This is a genomic window from Candidatus Palauibacter scopulicola, assembly GCF_947581915.1.
Classification (GTDB): Bacteria; Gemmatimonadota; Gemmatimonadetes; order Palauibacterales; family Palauibacteraceae; genus Palauibacter; species Palauibacter scopulicola.
This window is the reverse complement of the sequence record NZ_CANPWG010000056.1, coordinates 25,114-38,373: the sequence shown is the minus strand read 5'-3', so window position 1 is coordinate 38,373 and position 13,260 is coordinate 25,114. Positions and strand designations below refer to the sequence as shown.

The 13,260-nt window shown below is 69.3% G+C and carries 10 protein-coding genes; 7 read left to right on the top strand and 3 right to left on the bottom strand.

Going from position 1 to position 13,260, the window contains the following annotated elements; translation table 11 throughout:
• Position 1: 1 nt before the first annotated feature.
• Positions 2–700 (bottom strand): hypothetical protein, encoded by a 699-nt coding sequence (locus RN743_RS10940; RefSeq protein ID WP_310779826.1) that lies wholly within the window; start codon positions 698–700, stop codon positions 2–4.
• 132 nt (positions 701–832) lie between these two features.
• Here RN743_RS10940 and murQ point away from each other — a divergent pair, with 132 nt between their 5' ends.
• The 6 genes from murQ to ispG all read left to right on the top strand — a co-directional run bounded on the left by murQ (position 833) and on the right by ispG (position 10,868).
• Positions 833–2,272, top strand: coding sequence for an N-acetylmuramic acid 6-phosphate etherase (gene murQ, locus RN743_RS10935; protein ID WP_310779824.1), 1,440 nt, complete (start codon positions 833–835; stop codon positions 2,270–2,272).
• Positions 2,269–3,396, top strand: coding sequence for an anhydro-N-acetylmuramic acid kinase (locus RN743_RS10930; protein WP_310779822.1), 1,128 nt, complete (start codon positions 2,269–2,271; stop codon positions 3,394–3,396). Before murQ ends, RN743_RS10930 begins: the two co-directional genes overlap by 4 nt.
• Positions 3,393–4,853, top strand: coding sequence for a glycoside hydrolase family 3 N-terminal domain-containing protein (locus RN743_RS10925; RefSeq protein ID WP_310779820.1), 1,461 nt, complete (start codon positions 3,393–3,395; stop codon positions 4,851–4,853). The genes RN743_RS10930 and RN743_RS10925 overlap by 4 nt, the downstream gene beginning before the upstream one ends.
• Positions 4,850–6,571 (top strand): sodium:solute symporter family protein, encoded by a 1,722-nt coding sequence (locus RN743_RS10920; RefSeq protein ID WP_310779818.1) that lies wholly within the window; start codon positions 4,850–4,852, stop codon positions 6,569–6,571. The genes RN743_RS10925 and RN743_RS10920 overlap by 4 nt, the downstream gene beginning before the upstream one ends.
• Before the next feature lie 357 nt (positions 6,572–6,928).
• Positions 6,929–9,568 (top strand): vitamin B12-dependent ribonucleotide reductase, encoded by a 2,640-nt coding sequence (locus RN743_RS10915; protein ID WP_310779816.1) that lies wholly within the window; start codon positions 6,929–6,931, stop codon positions 9,566–9,568.
• Between the two features lie 142 nt (positions 9,569–9,710).
• Complete coding sequence (gene ispG, locus RN743_RS10910) at positions 9,711–10,868, top strand: flavodoxin-dependent (E)-4-hydroxy-3-methylbut-2-enyl-diphosphate synthase (protein ID WP_343219023.1); 1,158 nt, start codon at positions 9,711–9,713, stop codon at positions 10,866–10,868.
• A gap of 36 nt (positions 10,869–10,904) precedes the next feature.
• Here ispG and rpsU read toward each other — a convergent pair whose 3' ends face one another.
• Together rpsU and RN743_RS10900 are read right to left on the bottom strand one after the other, a co-directional pair.
• Positions 10,905–11,105, bottom strand: coding sequence for a 30S ribosomal protein S21 (rpsU, locus tag RN743_RS10905; protein WP_310756486.1), 201 nt, complete (start codon positions 11,103–11,105; stop codon positions 10,905–10,907).
• A 353-nt stretch (positions 11,106–11,458) separates the two neighbouring features.
• Positions 11,459–11,728, bottom strand: a complete 270-nt coding sequence (locus tag RN743_RS10900) for a hypothetical protein (RefSeq protein ID WP_310779812.1) — start codon at positions 11,726–11,728, stop codon at positions 11,459–11,461.
• Between the two features lie 72 nt (positions 11,729–11,800).
• Here RN743_RS10900 and pyk point away from each other — a divergent pair, with 72 nt between their 5' ends.
• Complete coding sequence (pyk, locus tag RN743_RS10895) at positions 11,801–13,249, top strand: pyruvate kinase (protein WP_310779810.1); 1,449 nt, start codon at positions 11,801–11,803, stop codon at positions 13,247–13,249.
• Positions 13,250–13,260 lie beyond the last annotated feature (11 nt).

Genomic DNA, 13,260 nt, shown 5'->3' with positions numbered 1-13,260 from the left:
GTCAGACACCGATTCTGGGACACTCGGGTTCGAGCGGACATTCCCCGCAACGCGGGGCCCGGGCGAGGCAAAGCGAGCGGCCGAACGTGATGAGCAGCATGTGCATGCGGAAGCGCTCGGAGGGCGGGACGGTCCGCGAGAGGGTGGCGTAGGTCAGGTCGGCGGAAGCCCGCGGGGGGACCCACGCGAGACGCCGCGCGATCCGGAGGACGTGCGTGTCGACCGGGAGTACGGGCCGGCGGAGCGAGAAGCAGAGTACGCACGCGGCGGTCTTCACCCCGACGCCCCGGAAGGTCGTGAGGTAGGCGATCGCCTCATCGTCGCCCATCTCCTCGAGGTGGTCGAGCGTGATCCGCCCCACCTCGGCCCGGAGTCGCTCGAGCGCGGCGCGGATGGCCGGCGCTTTCTGGTTCGCGAGGCCGGCGACGCGCACGGCATCCTCGAGCTCGGCCGGCGCGGCTCGAAGTACGGATTCCCACGAGATCGGCCCGGTGGGAGAGTCTTCGCCCGCCGCCTCCCCGACATCCTCGGCCGGATACCGCGCCGCGAGCGTTCGCCAGGCGCGATCCCGGTTCTCGTCGGTCGTCGACTGGCTGAGGATCGTGAGGACGAGCTCGTCCAGAGGGGCGAGGCGAGGCTTGTCGGGGACGGCGAAGCGCCCGGAAAGGCGCTTGAGGACGAGGTCGGTCCCGGGACTCACGTGTGGCGTCTCTCCCTTTCCGGCGGTGCGACTCCCGCCCCCCGGGCGAACCTTCTACGTTTGCGCCTGCCGAATTTACCCGGACGCCGCGAACTCCAGCAACGAGCCGCAGGGCTCGTGAGGACCTGACGCTTGGATCCCCGTCTGACCGAGGGTCGCAATCCGCGTACCCGCGCCATCGATCGTGCGGACAGCGCGACGATCGTCCGCATGATACAGGCGGAGGACCGCGCGGTGCCGGAGGCCGTCGCCTCGCAGGCGGATGCGCTCGCACGCGTCATCGATGACGTCGTGGCGCGCTTCCGTCGCGGCGGGCGGCTCGTCTACGTCGGTGCCGGGACGAGCGGCCGCCTCGGCGTGCTCGACGCGGCGGAGTGTCCGCCTACGTTCGGTGTGGATCCGGGCCTCGTGCAGGCCATCATTGCCGGAGGCTCCGGGGCGCTCGTGCGGAGCGCCGAGGGGGCGGAGGATTCCCGGAGCGGAGGGGCCGAGGCGGTCCGGGCATTCGGCGTCTCGCCTGCGGATCTCGTGCTCGGGATCGCGATGTCGGGCACCACGCCGTACGTCCTCGGGGCGCTGGCGGAGGCGGCGTCGCGCGGGGCGGGGACGGGATTTCTCGGATGCACCGCTCCGCCCGCGGAGGTCGCGGAACTGGCGGAGCACCTCATCCTGCCGCTCGTCGGGCCGGAAGTCATCGCCGGTTCGACCCGCCTGAAGGCGGGGACGGCGACGAAGCTCGTGCTCAACACGATCACCACCGGGGCGATGATCCGCAGCGGTCGCGTGTTCGAGAATCTCATGGTCGACCTCCGCGCGCGATCCGCGAAGCTCGTCGACCGCGGGCTCCGCATTTTCGTCACGCTCACGGGGGCATCGCGCGAGGAAGCGCGCCGCGCGCTGATCCGTACGGGCGGCGCGGTGAAGACGGCGCTCGCGATGCATGCGCTGGGCGTCGACCGCGCCACGGCCGAGCGATACCTCGACTGCGCGGACGGCTTTCTGGGCGTCGCGGTCGAGCGCTTCGGCGGCCCGGAGCGTCCCGGTTACGGTGGCTACCCGGCGGCGCCGGGCCGGCCAGACGGCGCGGCGCTGCTCGCGCAACTGGGCGCCGGGCCGGCCCGTCTCGCCGCCGCCCGCGCCGCGGGCGCCGCGGCCGAAGCGAACGGGCAGCGCATCCCCGCGCCTCGAACCGCGTGGACGCCGGCCCAGCACGCCGCGCACCTGGCGGATTTCGAGCGGAGCGCCGTGCGGCCGCGAGTCCAACGGTGGCTTGCTGCCGATCCGGGAGGGTCCCTCCCGACATTCGAGGACTGGACGGCGAGCCCCGATCCGCCCGAACGCGGCTTCGAGACGGGCGTCGCCGCCTTCTCCGCCGAGCGGGCCGCCACGGTGGCTGCCGTGGTCGATGGTCCGGAGCCGGCCGGGGCGGCTCTCGCCCGTCGCGCCCGCATCGGCTCCGAGACGTTGACGTTGTATCAGTTTCTGCGGGGCGTGGCGCAGCACGACGCCGCGCACGAAACGAGGCTGCGGGAGCGTGTGCACCCGGCGCTGCTGGCCGAGGCGGACGGGTGACCCTCTGGGTCGGTGTGATGTCGGGGACTTCGCTGGACGGCATCGACGTTGCCGTCGTCGAGACGGCAGGCGACGGCGAGCGGCCGGCGGACTGGCGCGTCGTTGCTTTCGAGACGGAGCACTACGACAGCGCCGCGCGCGCACGGATCGCGGGGGCCATCACTTCGGGGAGCGCCGCGGCGATCTGCGCGCTCGACTTCGAGCTGGGCGAGCGGATCGGCGCGGCCGTGAACCGGGCGTTGGCTTCCGCCTCGCTCCGGCCGGCCGACATCGAAGCCATCGGCAGCCACGGCCAGACCGTGTGGCATGAGCCGCCCGAAGGCGCCCGGGGAGGGTCGACGCTGCAACTCGGCCAGCCGGCGGTCATCGTCGAGCGCACCTCGTGCACGGTAGTGTCGGACTTTCGCGTGCGGGACATGGCGGCGGGCGGGGAAGGCGCGCCGCTCACGGCGTACACCGACTGGCTCCTCTTCCGCGCGCGGGAATCACGCGCGATTCAGAACATCGGCGGTATTGGCAACGTGACGGCGCTCCCCGCCGAATCCAGCGGGGCGACGCCGCAGGCCTACGACACCGGTCCCGGGGTCGTGCTCATCGATGGGGCGGTCGAGTTCCTTACGGAAGGGCGATCCCGCTTCGATCTCGATGGGGAGATGGCGCGGCGCGGCGTCGCGAGGGAGGACGCGCTCGCCGATTGGCTGAGCGATCCCTTCTTCAGTCTGCCCCCGCCGCGGTCGACGGGACGCGAGCGCTTCTCGCGGGACCGGCTGCTGGAATGGCTGCGGCGACACGCCGCGCTCTCGCCCGAAGACACGATCGCCACCCTGACGGAACTCACGGCGCGCACGGTCGCGGACGCCTACCGCTGGATCGAGGAGCCGTTTGCGGCGTGCTATCTCAGTGGCGGCGGAGCCCGGAACCCGGTGCTTGCATCGCGGCTGGAGGAGCTGCTGGATCCGGTGCCCGTCCACGATCTGTCCGCCCTCGGCCTCGACCCGGACGCCCGCGAGGCCGTCGCCTTCGCGCTCCTGGCGAGGCAGCACGTGCTCGGGTATCCGGCCAACGCGCCGTGGGCCACGGGTGCGCGCGGCCCCCGCCTGCTCGGAGTGCGGACCGCCGCGTGACCCGATCCGACGTGGACCCGGCCCGGGTCGTCATCGAAGCGCTCCGGCTCGATCGCTGGTCTCCGGATGAAGTGGAGCGGCGTGCGGACCGGGCGCTTGCCCTTGGGGTGGGCGGGTTCATCCTGTTCGGCGGCGACGCGGATCGCGTCGGTCGCCTGGTCGAGCGAATCCGCGACGACGCGGCGCGGCCGCTCTGGATCGGGGCGGACCTGGAGCGGGGCGCGGGCCAGCAGATCCGGGGCCTGATCGAGTTGCCGCCGCCCGCGGCACTCGCGTCCCGGCCGCGTCCCGACGCGGCCGTCGCGGCGGCGGGGCGCGTCACGGCTTGTGAAGCGCTGTCCGTCGGGATCAACTGGGTGATCGCGCCGGTGCTCGATCTGGATGCCGAACCTGACAATCCGATCATTGCCACGCGCAGTTTCGGTGCGGACCCGCGGCGCGTCGGAGAGCTGGGTGTCCGCTGGATCGACGCCTGCCAATCCACCGGCGCCGCAGCCTGCGCGAAGCACTTTCCCGGTCACGGCAGGACGACCGAGGACTCGCATATCGGACTCCCCTCCATCGATGTCTCCGCCGAACTGCTCGATGAAGATCTGGCGCCCTTCGCGGCCGCAGCGGACCGGGTCGCCAGCGTGATGGTGGCGCACGTCGCCTATCCGGCGCTCGGCGGCGAACGGGCGGCGACGGTGGAGCCGAAGATCGTCTCGGGACTCCTTCGCGGACGGCTGGGTTTCGAAGGCGTCGTGAGCACGGATGCCATGATCATGGGCGGCGCCGGCTCCGACGATGCGAGCGCCGCCGTCGAGGCGGTCGCCGCGGGGTGCGATCTCATCTGCTATCCGACCGACGCCGAGGCGACGGTCACGTCGCTGGCGCGGGCCGGCGACGACCCGCTCTTCGCCGCCAGGCTGGAGGAGGCCTCGGCCCGTTCGGCCCGCAACTGTCCGCCCTCCGCCCCCGCGTCGCGGCCGGAGTTCGAACCGGTCGCGTTCGCCCGCGATACGATCACGGGGGATGTGGAGGTCCTGCGCAGTTGGAGGCCGCGGGCGCCGACGAGGGTCGTCGGGGTGTCGGACGACCCGGATGTCGGCCCGCCGGCCGGCCGCGCCGGAGCGTTGGGCACGATCGTCGCCGAAGACCTGCGCGCGGCCGGCTGGCGGGTCACGGACAGTTCCGATGCCGGACAGTGCATCGTCGTGCTCGCCGCGACGCCGCGCGGCTGGAAGGGCCGGGGCGCACCCGCGGCCGACGTCGTTGAGCGGACGCGCGCCCTCGTCCGCTCCGCCCGCCGCGGCCTCGTCGTCCTGCTCGGCCACCGCCGCTGGCTCGATGTGCTGGGCGTCCCCGGCATCTGCGCGTGGTCCACCGAAACGGTGATGGAACGAGCCGCCGCGGACTGGCTGCGCCTGGCGGCCGGCGCGGCGGCGGGGGCGCCGCCCGGCCGAGGGGACCGTTGAGTCCGGCCGACTGGTGGATCGTCGCGATCTACCTCGCGCTCACGTTCGGCGTCGGACTGTGGCTCTCGCGCCGGGCGCGCGGGAGCATCGTCGACTTCTTCGTCGGGGGACGCGCGCTGCCGTGGTGGCTCGCGGGCACGTCGATGGCCGCGACCACCTTCTCGGTGGATACGCCGCTCTATGTCTCGGCCCTCATCGCGCGCCGGGGCATCGCCGGCAACTGGGAATGGTGGTCCTTCGGCCTCTCCCACCTCCTTCTCATCTACCTCTTCGCGCGTCTGTGGCGCCGCGCCGGGATCGTCACCGATGTGGAACTGACGGAACTTCGCTATGGCGGTCGCCCCGCCGCCGTCCTGCGCGCCACACGCGCCTTCCTGTTCGCGGTGCCGATCAACTGCATCTCGATCGGCTTCGTGATGCTGGCCATGCGCAAGGTCGTCGAGGCTCTCGGGCTCCTCCCGGACCTGTCCGGCTGGATGCCGGGAGACGAGCGCCTGTGGGCGGTCGTGGCCCTCTCCATCTTCGTGCTCGCCTACGCGAGCATCGCCGGGCTGTGGGGTGTCGTCGCGACGGACTTCTTCCAGTTCTTCCTCGCGCTCTTCGGGGCCATTCTCGTGGCCGCCTTCGCCCTGGCGGAAATCGGGGGGATCGCGGAACTCAAGGCTCAACTGGCCGCGGCGGGGCGGAGCGATGTACTGGGGATGGTCCCCCGGCCGGGGTCCGAGGCCCTCCCGTTCGGGACCTTCCTCGCCTACCTCGGCATCCAGTGGTGGGCCTTCCGCCGCTCCGACGGCGGGGGCGAGTTCGTGCAGCGCCTCCTCGCCTGCCGCACCGAAGCGGACGCCGAGCGCGCCGCATGGTGGTTCGTGTGGCTTCACTACGTGGTCCGTGCGTGGCCCTGGGTGCTCGTCGGACTCGTGGCCGTCGTGGTCTTCCCGGATCTGGCCGATCCCGATCTGGGGTATCCGATGCTCATGCTGCGCTACCTTCCCGCGGGTCTCCTGGGACTCGTCGTCGCGTCGTTCTTCGCCGCCTTCATGTCGACCGTCTCCACGCAGATCAACTGGGGCGCGAGCTATCTCGTGAACGACCTCTACGCCCGCTTCGTGGACCCGGACGCTCCGTCCGCGCGACTCGTCCTGCTGGGCCGGCTCGCTTCGGCCTGCATCGTTGCGGCCGCGACGGCGGCGGCGTTCTTCGCCGATGACATCGGGGCCCTGTTTCGCTTCATGATCGCCATCGGCACGGGGCCCGGGGCGGTGCTCATCCTGCGCTGGTTCTGGTGGCGGGTGAACGCGTGGGCCGAACTCGCCTCCATGCTCGCCGGCTTCGCCATCGCGCTCTGCTCCTATCTTCCCGCGTTCGGTGCGATGGAGTTCGGGACGCGGCTCGCGCTGACCGCCTTCGGCTCGGCGGCGGTCTGGCTTCCCGTGATGTGGTTCACCCGCCCGGAGGACGAGGCGACCCTGCTGAAGTTCTATCGGCGGGTGCGGCCCTCCGGGCCGGGCTGGCGGTCGATCCGCGAGCGCGCGGGTGTCGCTCCCGACTTCCCCCTCCACGAAGGGCTCCTGCGGACGGCGGGAGCCACGCTGCTCCTGTTCGGCGCGATGTTCGCCCTCGGAGCCATGCTGCTGCTCGAACCGCGAACCGCCGCCCTTTCCGCCGGTGTGGCCGCTCTGGGCGGCGCCGGGCTCTGGATCCTGCGCGCCCGGCGCTGACGCGGGTTTTGCCATGGGGTGCCGGCCCCCGTCCGGCGCGGCTCTCCGGCTTGACCACAACATATGGTGTAGTTATCATTTGAAGGCCACCACATGTAGCGGTGCGTGTGGAAAAAACACGGATTTTGTGTGGAAAAGCTGTGGAGTCGTGGAAAACCGCCCGACGATCCACAGCGGTCGCATACGAAGGAACCAGAACGATGGGCGCGGGGCCAATGACGATCTCCGCGCTCGTCAGGCTTCCCGGCCTAGGCCGGCATTCGACTCGCGCGGTCGTCGGGTCCCGGCCGAAGCCGGTTTTTTCCGCGGATTGACCTGGTTTGTGGACGGTCGAGAACAGGAAGGCGGGGGGCGGCAATGAATCCACCGGATGTGGCGGTGCGGGAGGGCGCGTCGACGAGCGCCCCGGTACGGGGTGAGATGCGGATGGGATCCAATGCCAGGCCGGCCGACCTCGCCGAGCCCGGACTTGCCGAGAACGCGCGGACCGTGCTGGCGCGCCGGTATCTGAAGAAGAACGACCGTGGGGAGCCCATCGAGGGGCCGCGCGACCTCTTCTGGCGCGTGGCCGATGTCGTCGCGTCGCAGGATGGCCGCTACGGGGCGACGGACGAAGCGATCCTCGAACGCACGGAGCGCTTCTATCACCTGATGGCCGACGGCATCTTCGAGCCGAACAGCCCTACGCTCATGAACGCCGGGCGTCCTCTCGGGCAACTCTCCGCGTGCTTCGTGCTTCCCGTTCCGGACAGTCTCGACGGCATCTACGAGACGCTGCGGGACATGGCCCTCATCCATCAGAGCGGTGGCGGCACCGGGTTCGGTTTCAGTCGCCTTCGTCCGTCCGGTGATGTCGTCAAGTCGACGATGGGCGTGGCGAGCGGCCCGGTCAGTTTCATGGAGGTCTACGATGCCTCGACCGAGGCCGTGAAGCAGGGCGGCACGCGGCGGGGCGCGAACATGGGCATCCTGCGCGTCGATCACCCGGACATCCGCCATTTCATCGGGTGCAAGGCGGACAAGACCCGGATCACGAATTTCAACATCTCGGTCGGCGTGACCGACGCCTTCATGGCGGCGGTCCGGGCGGGTTCGGACTACGATCTCATCAGCCCGCGGACCGGCGATGTCGTGGACCAGCTGAACGCCGGCGAGGTGTTCTCGAGCATCATCTCCAGCGCGTGGCGGAACGGCGAGCCCGGAGTCTTCTTCATCGACGAGGCGAACCGCTACAACCCGGTCCCGCACCTCGGCGACTACGAAGCCACGAACCCCTGCGGCGAACAGCCGCTGCTCGCCTACGACGTATGCAATCTCGGCTCGATCAACGTGGGCTATTTCGTCGACGATCGGGGTCGGATCGACTGGGACGGGCTCGGCCAGGCCGTCCACGCATCGACCCGTTTCCTCGACAACGTGATCGATGCCAACCGCTACCCGCTCCCGAAGATCGAAGATCTGTCGCAGCGGATCCGCCGTGTCGGCCTCGGGATCATGGGATGGGCCGACATGCTCGTAAGAATCGGCGAACCCTACGGTTCCGAGCGCGCGGTCGAACTCGCGTGCGAGTTGATGGCGTTCGTTGACGAGGAATCCAAGGTCGAGTCCGAACGGCTGGCCGCCGAGCGCGGCGTCTTTCCCGAGTGGGAGCGATCGATCTGGGGTCCGGACGAGACCTGCGCCCGGGACGCCGACGGCAATCGGATCCGCCCCGAACGCCGGCTCCGCAACTGCAACCTGACAACGGTCGCACCGACGGGGACCATTTCGATCATTGCGGGGTGTTCAAGCGGGATCGAACCGCTGTTCGCGGTCGCGTTCATGAGGAATCAGGCAGGCGTGCTGATGCCGGATGTGAATCCGGACTTCGTGCGCCGTGCGAAGGAAGGGGGTTGGTATTCCGAGGAGCTGATGCAGCGCATCGCCGACGAGGGCCACATCCACTTCGATGAAGTGCCGGGGGATGTCCAGGGGATCTTCGTCACGGCGCACGATGTTCCGCCCGAGCAGCACATTCGCATGCAGGCGGCGTTTCAGGCGCACTGCGACTCCGCCATCTCGAAGACGTGCAACTTTGCGACGACCGCCACGGAGGAGGACGTGCGCAAGATCTACGAGATGGCGTACGAGTTGCGGTGCAAGGGGGTCACCGTCTACCGCGATGGGTCGCGTGACGAGCAGGTGCTGTCGACGGGCAGCACGGCGAAGGATGTCCAGCGTCAGACGAGTGAGAGCGGTTCGGCCATCGCGGCGGACGGAGTCCAGCTCGAAGCCGTCGATGTGGAGCCCGGGTTCGCCGGAGATCTCGCGGACACGCTGACCCGGCTCGCCGCCGCGGAGGCGCAGAACGACGAACTGCAGGAGCATAACCGGAAGCTCGAGAATGCCGTCGAGCAGAAGGAGCGGCGGATCACCGAACTCGAAGGTTCCAGAATGCGCCGCGTCGAGAGGCGGCAGCGGCCTGCCGTGCTGCGGGGTCACACCCGGCAGATCGAATCGCCGCTGGGTACGATGTACGTGACGATCAACGAGGACGACCAGGGGCGCCCGTTCGAGGTCTTCGTCGCCCTCGGCAAGACGGGCGGGGCGGCGATGGCCGATGCGGAAGCCATCGGACGGCTCTGTTCGCTCGCCCTGCGCTCGGGGGTCTCGCTGCGAGATGTGCACAAGCAGTTGCGCGGGATCTCTTCCGACCGGGCCGTCGGACTCGGGGCCAGCAAGGTGCTCTCGGGCCCCGACGCGATCGCTCAGGTCATCGAACGCTATCTCGAGGAGAAGGAAGGGATTCAGCAGACGCTTCCCATCGAGGATGTCGAGACCGCCCGGAGGAAGAACACGAATGGGGGCGCCCGGTCGGCGCAACGCCCCGTGATCGAACGTTACCAGGAGTCGGCGGCCCGGCTCTTCCTCGGAGCGTGCTCGGAGTGCGGCAGCAGTCTCGCTTTTGAGGAAGGCTGCGCGAAGTGCTACGCTTGCGGCTACAGCGAGTGCGGCTGACGCCACAGGTTCGCCCGCGGCAGTAGATTCGGGGGCGGACCGGCGCTTGGCCGCCCGCTCACCGAACCGCCGGGGGAAGCCCTTGAACGCTCCGTCTTCTTCGCGTCGCTCGACGATATCCGTCGATATCGGAGGCGTCCGCGTGGGCAGCGCCCATCCCATCGTCGTCCAGTCGATGACGAACACCGATACGGCGGATGTGGCGGCCACGGCGGACCAGGTCCGGGCACTCCACGAGGCGGGCTCGGAAATCGTCCGCATCACGGTGAATACGCCACGTGCCGCCCGGGCGGTGCCGCGGATCGCGGAGCATCTTTCCGGCCAGGGGATCGACGTCCCGCTTGTCGGCGACTTCCACTTCAACGGGCACATTCTCCTGCCCGGCCATCCCGATTGCGCCGCCGCGCTCTCCAAGTTTCGCATCAACCCGGGCAACGTCGGCCGCAAGCGGCGCGATGAGCAGTTCGCGACGATCGTCCGCTGTGCGATCGAGCACGACAAGCCGGTCCGCATCGGGGTCAACTGGGGCTCGCTGGACCAGATGCTCCTGACCCGGCTCATGGATGAGAACGCGCGCCGCCCGGAACCGCTGGATGCGCACCGCGTGACGCTCGACGCGATCGTGGAAAGTGCGCTGGCCTCGGCCGAAACCGCGGAAAGCATCGGTCTCGGGTCCGACCGGATCGTACTCAGCGCGAAGGTGTCGCGCGTGCCGGATCTCGTGACCGTGTACCGCGAACTCGCGTCCCGCTGCGACTACCCGCTGCACCTCGGGCTCACGGAAGCGGGGATGGGACGGAAGGGCACGGTCGCGTCTTCGGCCGCCCTCGCCATCCTGCTCTCCGAGGGGATCGGCGATACGATCCGCGTGTCGTTGACGCCCGAACCCGGCGCCGACCGGACCGAGGAGGTTCGAATCGCGCAGCAGCTGCTGCAGTCGCTCGAGTTGAGGAGTTTCAAGCCTCAGGTGACGGCCTGCCCGGGCTGCGGAAGGACGACGAGCACCTTCTTCCAGCAGTTGGCGCTCGATGTCGAGAGCCATATTGCGGACCGTCTTGCGGCCTGGCGGGAGCGCTATCCCGGCGTCGAGGATCTCTCCGTGGCCGTGATGGGGTGCGTGGTGAACGGGCCCGGCGAGTCGAAGCATGCGGACCTCGGTATTTCGCTGCCGGGGGTGGCCGAAGCGCCGACCGCGCCCGTCTACGTCGATGGCAAGCACCACTCGACGCTGCGCGGCGATGGGATCGTGGAGGAGTTCCTGCGGATTCTCGACGGATACGTCGAACGCCGCTTTTCCTGACTGGGGGAGAACTGCCGGCTGGCGGCGGGCGTCCGGCTAACGGCGGGCCTTCTGGCGACGCCGACGCCGACGCCGACGGCGCTCCGCCGCCTTCATCTTGCGACGACGCGCCTCGCTCGGCTTCTCGTAGAACCGGTGCTTCTTGATATCCCGGAAGATCCCGGCTCGCTGAACCTTGCGGCGGAACTTCCGCAGCGCGCGGTCGAGTTCTTCGTTGTCGCGTAGCGTGTACTGCAAGTGTAAGCCTCCTGACAGGGCACCTCTGACGGCCCGTAGACACAACGGGGCCGAAGTTTAGCCGCCGTCGTGGCGGCGCGTCAAATACTCCGCCTGTCTCGCCCGCGCCCCGTCGGGGCCCGATCCTCTCCCAGGCGGTGTCGCGGCGGTCGCATCCGACGCGGAGATGGGGCGGGAGGTTTGCATCGAGGGCACGTTGCAGCCTATAGTAGGTCTTGGAAGCCCGAGGACCGTGCGGCTGGGATGAAGGGGAATCGTGGAGATTGTCCGACCTTCCGGCGGCACGGTCTTTTGCGTCTCTGGCTGCTACGTAAGACGTAAGGAGGCTGAACATGGCAGGTCCCGTCGCCATCTCATCCGACGGCACCCTCGAAGTCGAAGGCCACGCATATCTGATTCCCGCCGAGTTCTCCGCCCGCGAAGTTTACAGTTACCGCCGCCTCATGGAACCGATACCGGATATCCCGGGCGGAACGAGTCTCAACCCGGAACAGCGCCGCCGCCAGCGCGCTTACTTTCTCCGCCGTGCCGCCGCCTGTATCATCCCGGGCTTGCAGGTGAAATCCCTCGAGGGGCTCCCGCTCGGCCAGCTGCAGCACATGCACGAGTGGATCGTAGCCCACCGACCCGATCTCTCGGAGGCCGGCCGGCTGCCTGGATAGGAACCGTGGCCTCCCACGCCGCTTGGGCCACGGATGAGCGCAGGTTTCCGCAGAGCGAAGATCGTCAGCACGATCGGACCCGCCTCCTGGGATCCGGATGTGCTCCACGACCTCATTGAAGTCGGGACCGACGCAGTCCGCATCAACTTCACTCACACGCCGACGGATCGCGCCGCCAGCCTCGTCCGCAGAATCTCCGACGTAGCCCGCGATGTCGGCCGGCCGGTGGCGATCATCGGAGATCTCGGGGGACCGAAGATCCGGGTGGGGGACCTGCCCGGCGACCAGCTCGACATCGAGCCCGAAGGCACATACTGGTTCTTTCCCGAAGGCGATGACGCTCCCGCCGACAGCTCCCCCGGCCGACGGATTCCGACCACCTATCCGGAGCTGGCCGAGGAGGTCGCGCCCGGCAACCGGATCCTGCTCGACGATGGCCACTTCGAGTTCGCGGTCCGCGAAGTCTCCGACGACCCGCCATGGGTCTCGGCCGTGGCGTTCAGCGCCGGTGTCCTCAAGTCGCAGAAGGGGATCAACCTCCCGGGCGTGCGCGTCGGGGCGCCGGCCCTGACCGAAAAGGACATCGCGGACATCGAGTTTTCCGTCGAACAGGTCATCGACTACCTGGCGCTGAGCTTCGTACGGCAGCCGTCCGACCTCGAAACGACCCGCCAGAAGATGGACCGGGGGTGCCTGCTCATCGCGAAGATCGAGAAGTCACAGGCGCTGGAGAACCTGGGGGAGATCCTGCCGCTGAGCGACGCCGTCATGGTCGCGCGGGGCGACCTCGGCGTGGAGTTGCCGTACGAGGAAGTGCCGATGATCCAGAAGCGGATCATTGGCCTGGCGCAGGAACGGGCGCGGCCGGTGATCACGGCGACCCAGATGCTGGAGTCCATGATCGAGAGCCCGCAGCCGACGCGGGCGGAGGTGTCGGACGTCGCGAACGCATTGCTCGACGGCACCGACGCGGTGATGCTCTCGGCGGAGACCGCCGCGGGTGGGTATCCGGTGCAGGCCGTCCTCACGATGGACCGGATCATCCGTCGTATCGAGCACGAGCGGCTGGGACGGACCGGGCGGGCCGGCAAGCAGGTGGAGGGCTTCTCGAAGATCCAGCAGACCACGTCGGGAGCGATCGCGGCGTCGTCGCTCATCGCGGTCGAGCGCGTGGGCGCGCCGTTCATCGTGACGTTCACGCAGAGCGGCTATACGGCCCGCATCGTGTCGGCGCAGCGTCCCTCGGTCCCGATCCTGGCGATCACGGACCAGTGGAGGACGTATAACCAGCTGGCCCTCGTGTGGGGCGTGCAGCCGATCCTCTTCCACGGCGGCATCAGCTATTCGAGCATGCTCGACAAGGCCCGGGATGTGGCTCTCGAACTGGGCATGGGCGAGGCGGGGCAGCGTTTCGTGGTGACGGCCGGAGTCCCGTTCCACGTCCCCGGCACGACCAACATGATGCGCGTCGAAGAGTTGTGATCCGGCGCTTC